We start from the raw sequence: 15,768 nt of genomic DNA on the forward strand, positions 1-15,768 counted from the left end.
GTACAGCACGCGTGCGCCGACGACGAGAGTCGTCGGCGCACGCGTTCGCGTTTCTCTCCCCCTTGACCCGGGCCCGTCGGCCTGCTGAAATATCCGTGAAACTTCCATGGAAAGCAGGCCCAATATGATCGAAACTTCCAGTCGGATCGCGCGGCACCGCACCGCCGACGCCGTCGTCGCCCTCACCCTCGACGGCGAGCCCCTCGCCGGACGCGAGGTCGTCCTGGAGCAGACCCGCCACCGGTTCCTCTTCGGCTGCACCGGGTTCGAACTCATCGACCACGCCAACGACACCGCCGCCGACCCCGAGGCCGCCGCGCGCAACGCCGAGCTGTGGGAGGGCGTGTACAACTTCGCGACCCTCCCGTTCTACTGGGGCCGTTTCGAACCCGAGCGCGGCAAGCCCGACACCGAGCGCCTGCTCAAGACGGCCCTGTGGTTCGCCGACCGCGGCCACCCCGTCAAGGGCCACCCGCTCGCCTGGCACACCGTCTCCGCCGACTGGCTCCTCGACCTCGACAACGAGGAGATCGCCCGCGCCCAGGTCGACCGCATCCGCCGCGAGGTCGAGGGCTTCGCCGGGGCCGTCGACATGTGGGACGTCATCAACGAGGTCGTCATCATGCCGATCTTCGACAAGTACGACAACGGCATCACCCGCCTGTGCCGCGACATCGGCCGCATCCCCATGGTGCGCATGGTCTTCGACGCCGCCCGCGAGGCCAACCCGAACGCGGTCCTGCTCCTCAACGACTTCGACATGTCCGCGGCCTACGAGTGCCTCATCGAAGGCGTCCTCGAAGCCGGCATCAAGATCGACGTCCTCGGTCTGCAAAGCCATATGCACCAGGGCTACTGGGGCGAGGAGAAGACCGAGGCGATCCTCGACCGCTTCTCCCGCTACGGCCTCCCCATCCACTTCACCGAGACGACCATCCTCTCCGGACAGATCATGCCGCCCGAGATCGTCGACCTCAACGACTACCAGGTCGACTCCTGGCCGTCGACCCCCGAAGGCGAAGCGCGCCAGGCCGACGAGATCGAACGCCACTACAAGGCCCTGCTCGCCCACCCCTCGGTCGAGGCGATGACCTACTGGGGCATGAACGACGCCGGCATGTGGCTCGGCGCCCCCGGCGGCCTCGTCCGCGCCGACGGGACCCCCAAGCCCGCCTACGACCGCCTCCACCACCTCGTCAACACCGAGTGGGGCACCCCGCCCACCAAGCTCGCCACCGACGCCGAAGGGCGCCTGCGCTTCAACGGCTTCCTCGGCGACTACCGCGTCACCTACGGGGACCGCACCGCCGACCTCGCCCTCACCGCACCCGGGGAGGCGCACCTGGAGGCAGCGCTGTAGCCCGACGAACCGATTCGTCACGGAGGGCGCAAGCAGCAAATAAAGCAGCATTTACAAGCATCGATATCTGTTCTATGGTTGAGCGAATCGGTTCGCTGGATCGCCCGCGGACCGGGAACGGCACCGATGCAAGGAGCTGCCATGCACCTCTCCGTCCATCGACGCGGCCTGCGAGCGGCCGCACTGCTCGCCGTCGGCCTCCTGGCCGCCGGAACGCTCGTCTTCTCGGACTCGCCCGCGGCCCAGGCCGCGGACGAGTCCGTGTCCGTCGACTTCTCCGTGAACCGCGGCGTCCCGACCCACCGGGCCTCCGGGTGGATCTACGGCATGACCGAGGACGCCTCCGGGCCCCCGGACCACTTCTACGAGGACGTGAACTTCCGCTACATGCGCGCCGGCGGCGCCCAGCTCGACGGCCCAGGCGGGTGGGTCTCGGGCAAGTACGACCGGCGCTGGAACGCCACCGAGGCGCAGCTGCTGCGCACCCGCGAACTCGGCGGCGAGTTCATCCTGCTGCTGCACGACCTGTGGGGCGCCGACGGCTACCCCATCACCCGCTTCCCCGGCGACAACGGGAACTGGGCCGACTACGACGCCTTCCTCAACCGCGTCATCGCCGACGTCCAGGCCACCGGCCAGCCCGTGCAGTGGGACCTGTGGAACGAGCCCAACCTCTCCCTGTTCTGGAACCGCCCGCAGGCCCAGTACTTCCAGCTGTGGGAACGCACCTACGACCGCATCCGCCAGGCGTTCCCGACCCACCTCATCGTCGGCCCCAGCCACGCCGGCGTCCCCACCACCGGGACGAGCTGGTGGACCCAGTACCTCGACTTCGTCAAGTCCAGCGGCTCGATCCCCGACATCTTCAGCTGGCACGCGCTGCCGAGCGACCCGGTCGCCAACGTCGCCGCCGCCAACGCCTCGCTGAACGCGCGCGCCATCGCGCACCCGCGCCCCTACCAGATCAACGAGTACGGCTCCCAGAGCGAGCAGAACCCCGGCGACGGCGCCTGGTACATCGCCCGGCTCGAACGCGCCGGAGCCGACGGCCTGCGCGCCAACTGGGCCAGCGCCGGGAACCTCCACAACGACCTCGGCAACCTCCTGGTGCGCAACGCGAGCGGCCAGTACCAGCCCAAGGGCGAGTGGTGGGTCTACCGCTACTACGCCCAGCAGACCGGCACGATCGTCGCCTCCACCACGAGCCCGGCCTACGATCCCTTCGCCACCAAGGCGAACGGCTCCGCCCGCGTCCTCGTCGGCGGCGGCGGCACGACCGGGAACATCGCCGTCACCCTCCAGAACCTCAACGCCGTCACCGGGATCGTGCAGAACAACCAGGTCCGGGTCCTGGTCGAACGCATCCCCTACAACGGCGGCGGCGCCGTCACGGGCCCGGTGACCGTGCAGGACACCGTGATCACCCTGTCGGGCAACGCCACGGTCGTCAACCTGCCGCACACCAACGCCGACGACACGTTCACGATCACCCTGCTGCCGCCCGGCGGCGGCTGCACCTGATCCGGGTCGTCGAACCGGAGCCGGGCCGGCGGGCTGCCTTCGCCCGCCGGCCCCCGACCATCGCCGTCCCGAGCGCCCGGCGCCGCCTCGGCGAACCGGTACACTCGACACCGCAACCGGGAACGGCGAAAGGGGCCGGCGTGGCGACCATCGGCGATGTGGCCAGGGAGGCCGGGGTCTCGCGCAGCACCGTCTCCTCGGTCCTGACCGGCCGCAAGTTCGTCGCCCCCGAGACGCGCGCCCGCATCGAGGCGGCCATCGCCAAGCTCGAATACTCGGTCAACGCCGGGGCCCGCGCGCTCGCGACCGCCAAGACCATGACCTACGGGGTCGTCGTGCGCTTCCACGAGGCCGAGTTCAGCCCCGCGCTCGCGACCTACCTCATCGCGCTCTCCGACGCCGCCCGCGAGCAGGGCTACGCCGTGGTCCTGCTGACCGAGCACGACGGGGCCGCGGCCGTCCAGCGCGCCATCGCCGGGCGCCAGGTCGACGGGTTCATCCTCCTCAACGTCCTCGACGGCGACCCGCGCCTGGATCCCATCAGCCGCTCCGGCTACCCCGCGGTCCTGGTCGGCATGCCCGAGGACACCCGTGGCATCGACGCGGTCGACCTCGACTTCGCCGCGGCCGCGACGATGCTGGTCGACCACCTCGTCGACTCCGGGTGCCGCGAGGCCGTGTTCGTGCGCTGGCCCGACGAGCTGTACGCCTCGGGGAGCACGTACGCGACCCGGTTCGAGCGCGCGGCCCACCGCCGCGCCGCCGAGCGGGGCCTGCGCCTGGTGCACCTGCCCGTCCCGGTCGGCCCCGAGCAGGTCCGCTCGACCCTGCGCGCGGCGCTCCAGAACCCGGACAACCCGCGCACGCTGCTGATCCACAACGACGCCGCCGTCGCGATGCTCCCGTTCGTCCTGCACGACCTCGGGCTGGCCGTCCCCGGCGACCTGGGCGTCGTCTCGCTCCACTCCGCCGAGCTGGCGCGGCTGTACGTCCTGTCGTACACCGCCGTCGAGTCCGAGCCGACCGCCGTCGTCCAGGCCGCGGTCGAGATGCTCGGCAAGCGGATCGCCTCCCCTGACGCGCCCGCGCAGAAGCGCCTGGTCGTCCCGCGCCTGGACCGCAAGGGCAGCGTCGGCGCGTAACCCCCGGCACGTCGCGAACCGGCCCGCCTTGACGGCGCCGGTGCCGCTTGGCATGATCTGCAGCGAATCGGTTCGCTCCCTGATCCGGCGAATGAGATTGGCAGCTGCATGAACCACTTCGAAGCGGGCAAGGACGCCGTCACCTGGCGCGGCGACGGCGAGACGGTCGTCGTCCAGGCGTGGGGGAAGGACTCGCTGCGGGTGCGGGCCAATCCCGCGGGCGACGTGCTCGACACCGACTTCGCGCTCCTGGACCCCGAGCCCGTCGAAGTCGCGATCACCGTGGACGGCGACACGGCGACGATCGTCAACGGCGCCATCACGGTCGTCATGAAGTCCCACGCGGGCTGGGACTGGCAGACCGAGTACGACGTGTTCCGCTGCACCCTGGAGTTCCGCGACGCGACCGGTCGCGTCCTGCTGCGCGAGATCGGGGACGGCGGGGCGCTCAAGCTCACCGCCCGCGACTTCCGCCCCCTCGCCGGCGGCGCCCACCGGCTGCGCGCCGCGTTCGAACCCGCACCGGGGGAGAAGCTGTACGGCATGGGTCAGTACCAGCAGGACCTCCTCGACGTCAAGGGCGCGACCTTCGAACTGGCGCACCGCAACTCGCAGGCGAGCGTTCCCTTCACCCTCTCCAGCGCCGGGTACGGCTTCCTGTGGCACAACCCCGCGATCGGCACGGCCACCTTCGCGGCCAACCGGACCGAGTGGGCCGCCGAGGCCACCCGCCAGCTCGACTACTGGATCACCGCGGGCGGCACCCCCGCCGAGATCACCGCGAACTACGCCGACGCGACCGGCCACGCCCCGATGATGCCCGAATACGGCCTCGGCTACTGGCAGTGCAAACTCAGGTACTGGAACCAGGAGCAGCTCCTCGCCGTCGCCCGCGAGCACAAGCGCCGCGGCCTGCCCCTCGACGTGATCGTCGCCGACTTCTTCCACTGGCCCAAGATGGGCGACTTCCGCTTCGAGGACGAGTTCTGGCCCGACCCGGCCGCCATGGTCGCCGAACTCCAGGAGCTGGGCGTCGAGCTCATGGTCTCCGTCTGGCCCCAGATGTCCGTCGAGTCCGAGAACTTCGCCGAGTTCAAAAAGGACAACCTGCTGGTGCGCACCGAACGCGGGCACGGCGTCCAGATGAGCTTCCAGGGCCCCAGCATGTTCCTCGACGCCACCAACCCCCGCGCCCGCGAACGCGCCTGGGAGATCCTCAAACGCAACTACCACGACCTCGGCATCAAGCTGTTCTGGCTCGACGAGGCCGAACCCGAGTACGGCGTCTACGACTTCGACAACTACCGGTACCACATCGGACCGAACGTCGAGGTCGGCAACGTCTACCCGCAGGCGTTCTCCCGCATGGTCTACGAAGGCCAGCGCGCCGCCGGCCAGGACCAGGCCGTCAACCTCGTGCGCTGCGCCTGGGCCGGCAGCCAGCGCTACGGCGCGCTCGCCTGGTCGGGCGACATCCACTCCGACTGGGCCGACTTCCGCCGCCAGATCACCGCGGGCGTCCACATGGGCGTCGCCGGCATCCCCTGGTTCACCACCGACATCGGCGGCTTCGGCGGCGGGAACATCGACGACCCCGCCTTCCGTGAACTCCTCGTCCGCTGGTTCCAGTTCGGCGCGTTCTGCCCGGTCATGCGCATGCACGGCGACCGCCAGCCGTCCGAGCGCGTGTTTGCCGCGGATGGTTCGCCGCGCAACAACTCCGGCGCGCCCAACGAGCTGTGGAGCTTCGGCGACGACGTCTACGCCATCCTGGAACGCTACGTCCACCTCCGCGAAGCCATGCGCCCCTACACGAGGCGCCTCATGGCCGAGGCCCACACCGACGGCCAGCCGGTCATGCGCGGCATGTTCCACGAGTTCCCCGCCGACCCGGTCGCCTGGGACCTCGCCGACCAGTACATGTACGGCCCCGACCTCCTCGTCGCCCCCGTCCTCGACCCCGGCGCGCGCACCCGCTCGGTCTACCTCCCGGCCGGAGCCGCCTGGACCGATCTGCACACCGGCACCGAACACCAAGGGGGCCAATGGATCACCGCCGACGCCCCGATCGAGCGCCTCCCCGTGTTCGCCCGCGACGGCGCGCTGGCCGAGCTCCGCGGAGCCCTCTGAGGGCTGGGCGCGGTCTCGTACACTCGGCGGGTTCCGCCCGCTCGCGGCGGCCCGGCCCGGACGCGTCCCGTCCGGGCGGCCGCCCCCTCCCCGTCAAGGACCCCGATGCCACGACCAGTGCCCGGACCCGGGGCGCTCGTTTCGTACATCCAGACCGGCGCCCGCGATGCCCGCATCGCCTACCGGGAGCTGCCCGACCACGAGCGGCTCGCATACCGCGACACCGTCAGTCGCGTGTACGACAAGGCGGTCGTCTACCACTTCGGCACGAGCCCGACCGACGACCAGCTCTTCGACTTCATGGACATCGTCGCCGCGCGCCACCCGCATTACGCCGGCGGCGTCCGCCGGGTCCTGCGCGCCGAGGGCGGCCCGGGTGGCGGCATGAGCCCCCGCCAAGTCCTCACCGCCCAGCACCTGGTCATCCGCGAGATCGCCAAGCTGCACCCCGGCTTCCGCTCACGCGCGGAGCGGATCGTGGAATCGGCCGCGAAGAAACTGGTCCCGGCCGTCTCCAGCGCCTCCGACTGGGACCTGGGCCACGAGTTCACCGGCCACGACGCCCAGTACGTCGTCTCCCTGACCCTCGGCCTCGACGGCCGGCTCCTCGACCTCGAACTCCTCCGCGGCGTCGAACGCATGGGCGGCCACTCCATCAGCAAGGCCGTCATCCGCGCCTGGGTCGTCGCCGAAAAGCAGCGCTGGGCCCGCGCCAAAGAACTCGGCGTCCACGACGCCTTCCCCGAAATCGGCTCCGGCAAAGGCGGCGGCGACTCCTACCGCTGCGAGGCCTACTCCACCACCCGCCTCGTCCGCGCCACAGTAGACCGCTACGGCCGCGTCCGCGACCTCACCTTCATGCGCACCACCCTCTTCGGCGACGACGGCCGCCACGGCCTCACCACCGAAATCCGCGAAGCCGTCCTCGGCGCCCAGGGAAGCCTGACCGACTCCTGCTAACGGCGAAGGCCGTCCGACTCGCCGGTCCAGAGGTCGCGCACGACCGAGGCGAGGCGCAGGCTCACATAGGACAGCAGCACGTACGCGATGAACTCGTGCCAGCCTAGGAGACCGGTTCAAGTACGGGCAGGTTCGCTTCGAGCCGCTTCCAGTCCTTGCGGTTGAAGGCCCACTTGCGATACCGCATGTTCAGCAGCGAGTTGTCCGCCCGCTCGATGTAGAGGCAGTTGCGCTTGAGAACGAACCGCTCGCCCTCTTCGAGGGCGTGGGTGAGGTGGTACTCGTCCCTGCGGTTCCTCGTCGCGATGCCGTACTCGGGGAGCACGTAGGTGTTGTTCGCGAAGAAGTAGATCGGAACGCTGATGGCGGCGCCTATGAACCCGGTGACGCCCGCCAGCTGGAGCATGCCCAGCGCGTCCACCTCCCAGTCGGGGTCCCTGAGCACGGCGATGGGTCCGGCGAAGGCGCACAGTCCGATCATGAAGGGGATGAAGACGATCGAGAGTCGAATCCGCAACGGGTTCCTCCTGGGGCGCTGGGGCTTTGCGGCGACAACCAGACTGCCACAACAGCCCCACCCGCGGGGACCCCGCTCAGGCGGTGGTGAAGGAGAAGCGGCGGACGAGCGGGAGCCATCCCTTGTAGGCGGTGAGGCCGGGCGGTACGAGTGCAGTGGCGGAGAGGTGCTGAAGTTCGGGAGTGCCTAGGCGCGGATCGGCGTCGAGGAGGCTGCGCCAGGTGGTGGACACGTCGGCGTTCTCGATGGCGTGGAAGAGTGTCGAGGTGTCCGAGGTGCCGGACATGAGAGCGAGGAGCGGCACGACCACCCGGTATCCGGCCTGGTCGCCGTTCAGGAACGCGGGAAGCTGGTCGTCCCGCAGGCGGGCGCGCAGGAGGCGGTAGAGGTTGATCAGCCGCTTCGCGTTGCGAGGGGAGCGGACCATGGGGGCGAGACTCGCGATGTAGTCCAGCTCGGGCTCGGTGATTTCAAGGCGGCGGGGGAGCAGGTGGGGGCCGCTGGGCTCGGTAGGTGGTCGGCGCGCTTCTGGGACGGTCTGGGGCGCGGCCGTCCTCGGTTGGTCGACGGGGGCCGGTTCGGTCTCGGGCTCGGTCGCATCGGGAGCGGCTTCAGGGGCGCCGCCTTGGCCGAGATCGGTGACGAGCCTGGTGAAACCGTCGGTTGTCATCGGGGCGAGCGTGAGCGGGATCTGGAAGATCTTCTCCAGGTAGTGCCGCGCGCCGCCCGCATTGTTGTCCAGCACGGTCCCGTAATGCTGGGTGAGCGAGCGCAGCAGCCAGTTCGCGTCGGCCCCGACCACGATCGCGAACACCGGCTGGGCGAGCAGCAGGTGGATCGCTTCGAGGACCCTGACCACTACATCCGGCGGGCACCGGTCGAGATCGTCGATGTAGAGCACGATGCGCTCGGGGCCGGTCCCCGGATCGGCCGGGTCCCGGTCGCGGGCGAGCATCGCCGCGAACATCTGGAGGTCGCGGTGAACGAGTGACACGACACCGAGGTGTTGTTGATAGTCCGAGCCGCGGTCGCGGGCGTACGCGGTGAGGTCGTGGGTCGGAGTGAGGTCGGCGATCGCGCGTTCAAGTTGCTCTTGTTTGGTATGGAGTTCGTCAAGTCGAGTTCGCAGGGGCTTCTTGGTGCGTGCGACGCGCTTACTGACGGTGTGGCGGATCCAGTTCGCGGTCTGTCGCAATGCACTCAGTTGTGTCAGCGCCGAGGCGGGCACGGTGAGCATGCCGATGATCCACGTCCAGGCCGGTGACTGGACGAACAAGTACGCCAGCACTGTCGCTATGACTCCGAGCCCGATGACGGCCCAGGCCGCAGGGCTGCGTGGCATCCTGCGCCAGAGGTTGCGCAGTTTCGTGCCCGCCTCGGTGGCTTCGCGTGCGAAGTCGCGGGCCTGCTTGCTCTCTCGCTCCAGCTGGGCGGTCAGCAGTGCCCGTTCCATTCGCACTGAGCTGAGTTGATCCAGCAGCGAACTTTGATCGCGGCGGCTTTCGGCCAGGTCGTTCGCGAGCCGCTCCAGGTCGTCCTCCGGCCCGGTGGAGGCAAGGTTGTCCAGCAAATGAGTGGCGAGACTCGCCCAAAGGTTCGACTCGGCGTAATGCCAGGCGTTGAAGGTGATCTGACGGATGGACGAGCAATAGGCCGACACCGCAGGCCCGCGCTGCCCAGCGTGGTGCTCCGCGCGGGCGGTGGCCTTGGCGAGCTCGCGGACCCGCTCACGCATGCGGCGCATGAAGAAGCTCTTGCCCGAACCCCAGTCCCCGAACAGCCCGACCGACAGCGGCGGCGCGATGTTCCTGGAGGCGACGAGGTCGGCGAGCATGTTCACGTCGGCAGAGATGTCGAGGAGATCGGCCCCGGTATCAGTGTCCGCGTGATACCCGGCGGCAAATGCGGCAAGTTCCTCCTCGGGCGGAAGGGCTTGCGTGTCGGCGCTGCTGGAATCATCGGCAGTCGGCTCGGTCGGGAAGCGAACGATCCGGGGAAGCATGGTCTTGAGCTGGTTGTTGCTCAAGGACCTGATCTCGGCTTCGGTGGCGATGACCAGAACCCGCCTCCCCTTCTCCCGGGCCTGCCACTCTTGCATCGGTGGGAGCTCGACTCGCAGCCAGCCGGGCGTGAGGTTGTCGTAGTCGACCCACAGTATGTCGGCGCCGGATCTCCTGAAAACGCCGTTGTCGTGCGTTATGAGCAACGCATCTGGGAGGTTCCGCAGTAGCGCCTCGAATGCTGACCTTCTTGCGCCCCTGATGTCCTCGGCCTGGATCATTACGAACCCCAGCGACGCCAGTGCCCGGTCCAGGTCAGCGTCGACCTCTCTGGGAGGATACGGCTCGAGCGGTTCTTCCGAGGGTGGAATCATCAGCAGCGCAAACGGATCCACGTACCGAACCTTGGTGGGAATGTCTACGCGCGTCGCGTCCATCAAATCAGCGTATTGCAGCGCCGCCCCCGGATCAGCCCGCGCGGTCCTCGGCGTCCAGGTCGTCAAGAACCTGCGACAACTCGCGAAGCATCTCCAAGACCTCCCCGGCCCGATCGTCGCCCAGCGCCCCGCACAACCGATCCGCGAAGGCCGCATGAGCCGGATCGATGCGTCGGACCGCCTCCAGACCTTCCGGAGTTGGCGCGACGAGCTTCGCCCGCCTATGTGCAGGATTGGGCCGGTACTCGACCATCCCATTGGCGGCCAACAGGTCCGCGATGCGCTGCACGCTCTGGCGCGTGATGCCCATTTCGCGGGCGATGCCGGCCACCGGCAGCGGCGCCTCCAAGACGGCGCCGAGGACCTGCCAGTGGGCGGCCGTCAGGCCGACCGGGGTGGCGAGGGCGTCGGCGACGTCGAGGAAGCGGCCGTTCAGCTTGAACACGGTGAGCGCCATGCCCGACAAGAGCTCCTGCCTGCGGCTCACGCGTGCTCGCCCATCAGCTCGTAGAACCCGGCGGGGTCGCCGAGGCCGTAGAGCTTGAACCAGGATTCGAGCACCTCGGGCGTGTACAGCTCCAGCGCGGCGAACACCTCCCGCGCGAAGTCCACCGGGGCCGTGCCCGAGGCGGTGATGAGGCCGCGGTCGGTGACCGCCGGTGTGGCGCAGTAGAGCTCGCCGCCCTTGGAGCCGAATGCCTCCGTGAACTCGGGGGCGTTGCTGGTGTGGCGGCGGTCGTCGAGGAGGCCCTCGGCCGCGAGGCCGCCGGTCGCGCCGCAGATGGCCGCGACCGGGACCCCGGTGTCCAGGAAAGCCCTGGCCGCCTTCGCGAACGGCGCGTTGTCGCCGGTCAGCCAGGTGTCGGCGCCGGGGAGGATGAGCATCGCGCTGTCGGCGGGGGACAGGTCGTCGAGCGCGAGATCGGGCGTGATGCGCAGGCCGCCCTTGGTCGTGACGGGCGCGAGGCTCGCCCCGACGGTGACGACCTGGTACCGGCCCGGCTCGCGCTGCCAGCTGTCGTTGTTGATGTGCGCGGTCGCGTACCCGACCTCCCAGTCGGCCAGGGTGTCGTAGACCGCCATGTGCACGTGCTGAACCATGTTCCCGCTCCTTCGTCGATTGCTTATGACAGCATACTACCATGATGACAACATGCTGTCAATCAAGTGCGTGAGTAAGATGCGGGAATGAGCATCGCCAGCCGCATCATCCAGCGCAAACTCGGCCTCGACGACCCCGCGACGCGCAAGCTGACCGTCGAGCGCGACCTGCGCGTCCCGATGCGCGACGGTGTCGAGCTGCTCGCCGACCGGTGGACGCCCGCGGGCGGCGGCGACGGCCTGCCGACCGCGCTCCTGCGCAGCCCCTACGGCCGCGCCGGCCTGCTCGCCACCGGCATGGCCCGCCCGCTCGCCGAGCGCGGATTCCAGGTGCTCATCCAGAGCACGCGCGGCGGGTTCGGCTCGGGCGGCGAGATGGACGCGCTCCGGCAGGAGCGCGAGGACGGCCTCGACACCCTCGACTGGCTCGTCGACCAGCCCTGGTCCGACGCGATCGTCCTAGTCGGAATGTCCTATCTGGGCTTCGTGCAGTGGGCCGTCGCCGATTCCTTGCCGCCGCAGGTGAAGGCGATGGTCGCCCAGGTGACCGAGTCGGCGCTCACGAAGGAGTTCATGCGGCCCGACGGCGTCTCCCTGGAGCTGCCGTTCGAATGGGGCGTCCTGGTCGGCACCCAGGAGCGGCCGCTCGCGATGCTGCGCCAGCGTTCGCAGGGCAAGAAGACGGGCAGCGCCCTGCACCGGATCCCCTTGCGCGACGCCGACATCGACGCCATCGGGCACCGGTCGCAGTACATTCAGGACGTCTTCGACCACGACGCCGACGACCCGTTCTGGGACCGCCTCGACCACCGCCACCGCGTCGCCGACGCCCGCGTCCCGGTCTCCTCCATCGGCGGCTGGTACGACATCTTCCTGCCCGGCCAGCTCCGCGACTTCAAGACGCTCCAAGAGGCCGGCAAGCCCGCCCGCCTCACCGTCGGGCCCTGGACGCACGCCGCGTTCACCGGCATCGGTTTCACCGAGGCCCTCGACTTCGCCCTGCCCCTCGCCCGCGGCGAGCAGCCCGCCGACCGCGCCCCGGTGCGCCTGCACGTCATGGAGTCCGGTGACGACGACACCGGAGATTGGCGCGACTTTGACACCTGGCCGCCGAAAGGCTACGAGCCCAAGCGCTTCCACCTCCACCCCGGCGGCGCCCTCGCCCCCGAGGCTCCCACCGATTCCGGAGTGGACGAATACCGCTACGACCCCGCCGAACCCACGCCCGCCTTCGGCGGCATCAGCATCACCCGCGGCGGCAAGGTCGACAACACCGAACTCGAAGCCCGCCCCGACGTCCTCACCTACACCACACCGCCCCTCGACGGGGACACCGAGGTCATCGGCGAGGTCGAGGCCGAGATCCGCTTCAAGTCGAGCCTGCCGTTCGCCGACGTGTTCGTGCGCCTCTGCGACGTCGACCCCCAGGGCCGCTCCTGGAACGTCTGCGACGGCCTCACCACCGTCACCGGCGCCGACGACCTCACCCCGGTCGCCGTCAGCCTCTGGCCCACCGCCCACCGCTTCAAGCAGGGCCACCGCATCCGCGTCCAGGTCTCCAGCGGCGCCTTCCCCCGCTACGCCCGCAACCACGGCACCGGCGAACCCTTCGCCGACGCCGTCGAGATGCGCCCCGCCGACCAGGAAGTCCACTCCGGCAACGAGAACCCGTCCTGGATCACCCTCCCGACCCGCTAGACCGCGTACGCGCGGTGCGGACCGGGGTGAACGGCGCGGCGCCCGGAGGGTCGGGTCGCCGCGCCGCCGCCGCTAGTAGTTCTCGACCGTGTCGGTGACGCCGTCGAAGTCGGTGTCGGTGGCGATCTCGTCGATGAAGCCGTCGGCGTCGGTGTCGGACTCGACGACCTCGGCGATGCCGTCCTCGTTGGCGTCGGTGAGGATCTCGTCGAGGTACGTGTCGCCGTCGGTGTCGAGGATCGCCTCCTCGGCGATGCCGTCCTCATCGGTGTCGGTGAGGACCTGGTCGACCCAGCCGTCGTTGTCGGTGTCCGACTCGAAGGTGTCGGCGACGCCGTCGAAGTCGGTGTCGTACGTCGTCGTCTCGTTGATGCCGTCGCCGTCGAGGTCGGTGTCCGGCGTCGAGTAGGTGACGTCGTCCGAGTAGGTGTCCTCGGAGTACGAGGCCGAATCCTCGGTGCCGTACTCGTCCGTCGAGTCGGTGCCGTACTCGTCCGCGGTGAACTCGTCCGCGGTGGTGTCGCCGTAATCCATCGGTTCTCCTACCCTCGTGTGTGAGAAGTGTTCGGTGCTGTCGCTGAAAACCATAGAACCCGCCCGCAAACCGGTCATCCCGGGAATGTGCCATCCATGGACCGGACGCCGCGCACGCCGGCTACGCCGACAGGTACGTCTCCAGGTCGTCGAGGATGAGGCCTGCGGCGGAGACGCCGATGCCGGTCATCCAGATCTCGTCGTCGACCTGGTGGGCCGCGCCGCTCTGGACGGCCGGGATCGACTGCCACAGTTCGCCGCTCGTGTACTCGGCGAGCTGGGCGTCGCCGTCGTCCCCGTACGCGCAGTAGAAGATCACGTCGCCGCCGAGCGTGTCGATCTCCTCGGCCGAGACCTCCGCGAACCGGCGGTCCTCGGCCCCGTTGAGCTGCTGGAGCTCCGGCCGCGCCAGGCCCGTGTCGCCGAGGACGATGCCGGAGAACGAGTCCGGGCCGTAGTAGCGGATCTGGTCGGGCATGAAGCGGACCAGGCTCACCTCGGTGCCGACCGCCTCCCCAAGGGACGCACCGATCTCGCCGGCCCGGGCCTCGTAGTCGGCCAGGAGCTGCGCGGCCTCGTCGGCCTTGCCGAGGGCGTCGCCGTCGAGGAGGAAGTTCTCCTTCCACGTCAGGCCCACCAGCTCGGTGAACACCGTGGGCGCGATCGCGTTCAACTCGTCGTAGAACGCCTCCTGCCGGAACTTCGAGCCCAGGATCAGGTCCGGCTCCAGGCTCTCGATCGCCTCCAGGTCCGGCTCGGCCGTCGTCCCGACCACCGTCACCCCCGACAGGTCGCCGAGGTACGACGGCAGCTCCGACTCGCTCGCGCGGGCCGCGCCGACCGGCGTGATCCCCAGCGACAGCGCCGTGTCGATCTTGTCGGTGTCGAGGACGACCACCCGCTGCGGCTCCGCCGGGATCTCGCTGGTCCCCATCGCGTGCTCGATGGTGCGCGTCTCCCCTTCGGCGTCATTGCGTTCGGTCGCCGGGTCGGACGTCCCGCACGCGGCCAGCGCGAGCGCGCAGGCCGAGACGAGCCCGGAGGCCAGCAGTCTTCTTCTCATTTCGAGTTCCCTTCGTCAGCAGGAGGTAGAGCAGGTACAGCCCGCCGAGCGCGGCGGTGAGGACGCCCGCGGGCACCTGGTAGTCGCCGAACGCGGTGCGGCCCAGCCAGTCCGCGAGGACGAGCAGGACCGCGCCGGTCAGGGCCGAGGCCAGCAGCGGCGGCCGGGAGGTGCGGGCGAGGCGCCGCGCGATCTGCGGGGCGGCGAGCGCCACGAACTCGACCGCGCCCACCTGCGAGACCGCCGCCGAGGCGAGCACGACGCCGAGGACGGCCAGGCCGATGCGCCGACCCGTGACGCGCACGCCGATGCCCGTGGCGGTCGGGTCGTCCAGGTCGGTCGTGTCGAGGGCGCGCTGCGCCCACACCAGCGCCGGGAGCGCGAGCGCGAGGGCGGCGCCGAGGAACGCGGCCTCGGTCCAGCCGCGCCCGCCGAGCGTCCCGATGAGCCAGATCTGGGCACGCTGGGCGTCGATGGCGTCGGCCGACAGCAGCAGGATCTGGATGCCGGACTTGAGGAGCACGGCGACGGCGACCCCGGCGAGGACGAAGCGCGGCGCCGACAGCGAGCCGCGGGCGGCCACGAGGAGGACGAGTGCGGCCGCGGCGAGCCCGCCGACGAGCGCCGAGGGCGCCAGGAGCGCGTACCCGAGCCCGAACGTGAGCGTGAACGTCGCGGCGAGCCCCGCGCCGGCGGTGACGCCGACGATGTCGGGGCTGGCGAGCGGGTTGCGCGCCACGGACTGGATGAGCGCCCCGCCGAGCGCGAGCGCGGCCCCCGCGGCGACGGCCAGGACGGTGCGCGGCAGGCGCAGGACCTCGATCGTGCGGTCGTAGCCGGTGGTCCCGGTCAGGGTCGCGACCGTGTCGGCGAACGTGATGTACGTGTCGCCCAAGCAGAGTGCGGCCGTGACGGCGCCGAGCAGCACGGCCAGCAGGAGCACGCAGACGGCGGCGCTGCGCCGGTGCACCGTCAGCGAGTACGCCCCGGTGCGCAGCACCGCCCGCCCGGGGAGCCGCAGGGCGCTCACGCGGCCACCGTCCGGGCGCGGCGGACCAGGGCGATCAGCAGCGGGGCGCCGATGACGGCGCAGATGATCCCGGCCGGGGCCTCGCCGGGGACGATGAGGCGGCCGATCACGTCGGCGGCCAAGAGCATGCTCGGCCCCAGCAGCAGGCTCAGCGCGATCTGCGGCCGGTGCGCCGCGCCCACCGCCCAGCGCGCGAGGTGCGGGATCGCGAGCCCGATGAACCCGACCGGCCCGGCCGCGGCGACCGCCGCGCCGGTGAGCAGCGCGACCGTGAC

14 protein-coding genes are annotated in these 15,768 nt (G+C 70.1%); 6 read left to right on the plus strand and 8 right to left on the minus strand.

What is annotated here, in order from left to right; translation table 11 throughout:
• Positions 1–124 precede the first annotated feature (124 nt).
• The 5 genes from DI269_RS18030 to DI269_RS18050 all read left to right on the plus strand — a co-directional run bounded on the left by DI269_RS18030 (position 125) and on the right by DI269_RS18050 (position 7,113).
• The gene (locus DI269_RS18030) at positions 125–1,360 is read left to right on the plus strand and encodes an endo-1,4-beta-xylanase (protein ID WP_112138377.1); all 1,236 of its coding nucleotides are present in this window, start codon (positions 125–127) and stop codon (positions 1,358–1,360) included.
• A gap of 141 nt (positions 1,361–1,501) precedes the next feature.
• On the plus strand, positions 1,502–2,881 hold the full coding sequence (locus DI269_RS18035) for a beta-xylosidase (RefSeq protein ID WP_112138379.1): 1,380 nt from the start codon (positions 1,502–1,504) through the stop codon (positions 2,879–2,881).
• A 140-nt stretch (positions 2,882–3,021) separates the two neighbouring features.
• Positions 3,022–4,023 (plus strand): LacI family DNA-binding transcriptional regulator, encoded by a 1,002-nt coding sequence (locus tag DI269_RS18040; RefSeq protein WP_198667529.1) that lies wholly within the window; start codon positions 3,022–3,024, stop codon positions 4,021–4,023.
• A gap of 108 nt (positions 4,024–4,131) precedes the next feature.
• Positions 4,132–6,153, plus strand: a complete 2,022-nt coding sequence (locus tag DI269_RS18045) for a glycoside hydrolase family 31 protein (protein ID WP_112138383.1) — start codon at positions 4,132–4,134, stop codon at positions 6,151–6,153.
• Positions 6,154–6,258: 105 nt separating this feature from the next.
• Entirely contained in the window at positions 6,259–7,113 is an 855-nt protein-coding gene (locus tag DI269_RS18050; protein ID WP_157975073.1) for a hypothetical protein, read from the plus strand.
• Between the two features lie 103 nt (positions 7,114–7,216).
• On the opposite strand, the gene DI269_RS18055 is transcribed toward DI269_RS18050, so the two are convergent.
• From DI269_RS18055 to DI269_RS18070, 4 genes are all read right to left on the minus strand, one after another.
• The gene (locus tag DI269_RS18055; protein ID WP_112138387.1) at positions 7,217–7,630 is read right to left on the minus strand and encodes a hypothetical protein; all 414 of its coding nucleotides are present in this window, start codon (positions 7,628–7,630) and stop codon (positions 7,217–7,219) included.
• A 76-nt stretch (positions 7,631–7,706) separates the two neighbouring features.
• Positions 7,707–10,067: a P-loop NTPase fold protein gene (locus DI269_RS18060; protein WP_157975074.1), complete on the minus strand. Its 2,361-nt coding sequence runs from the start codon at positions 10,065–10,067 to the stop codon at positions 7,707–7,709.
• A gap of 31 nt (positions 10,068–10,098) precedes the next feature.
• Positions 10,099–10,554, minus strand: coding sequence for a MarR family winged helix-turn-helix transcriptional regulator (locus tag DI269_RS18065; protein WP_112138391.1), 456 nt, complete (start codon positions 10,552–10,554; stop codon positions 10,099–10,101).
• Positions 10,551–11,168: a type 1 glutamine amidotransferase family protein gene (locus DI269_RS18070; protein ID WP_112138393.1), complete on the minus strand. Its 618-nt coding sequence runs from the start codon at positions 11,166–11,168 to the stop codon at positions 10,551–10,553. Before DI269_RS18070 ends, DI269_RS18065 begins: the two co-directional genes overlap by 4 nt.
• Positions 11,169–11,255: 87 nt before the next feature.
• Here DI269_RS18070 and DI269_RS18075 point away from each other — a divergent pair, with 87 nt between their 5' ends.
• Positions 11,256–12,866 (plus strand): CocE/NonD family hydrolase, encoded by a 1,611-nt coding sequence (locus DI269_RS18075; RefSeq protein ID WP_112138395.1) that lies wholly within the window; start codon positions 11,256–11,258, stop codon positions 12,864–12,866.
• 72 nt (positions 12,867–12,938) lie between these two features.
• Here DI269_RS18075 and DI269_RS27830 read toward each other — a convergent pair whose 3' ends face one another.
• From DI269_RS27830 to DI269_RS18095, 4 genes are all read right to left on the minus strand, one after another.
• Positions 12,939–13,400, minus strand: coding sequence for a hypothetical protein (locus DI269_RS27830; protein ID WP_198667530.1), 462 nt, complete (start codon positions 13,398–13,400; stop codon positions 12,939–12,941).
• Between the two features lie 121 nt (positions 13,401–13,521).
• Positions 13,522–14,463, minus strand: coding sequence for an ABC transporter substrate-binding protein (locus DI269_RS18085; protein ID WP_112138397.1), 942 nt, complete (start codon positions 14,461–14,463; stop codon positions 13,522–13,524).
• The gene (locus tag DI269_RS18090) at positions 14,369–15,493 is read right to left on the minus strand and encodes a FecCD family ABC transporter permease (protein WP_198667531.1); all 1,125 of its coding nucleotides are present in this window, start codon (positions 15,491–15,493) and stop codon (positions 14,369–14,371) included. The genes DI269_RS18085 and DI269_RS18090 overlap by 95 nt, the downstream gene beginning before the upstream one ends.
• Positions 15,490–15,768: iron chelate uptake ABC transporter family permease subunit (locus tag DI269_RS18095; RefSeq protein ID WP_157975075.1), on the minus strand; the 279-nt coding region annotated here is incomplete at its 5' end. The genes DI269_RS18095 and DI269_RS18090, both read right to left, overlap by 4 nt.

Origin of the sequence: Glycomyces dulcitolivorans, assembly GCF_003265355.1 — a bacterium.
Classification (GTDB): Bacteria; Actinomycetota; Actinomycetes; order Mycobacteriales; family Micromonosporaceae; genus Glycomyces; species Glycomyces dulcitolivorans.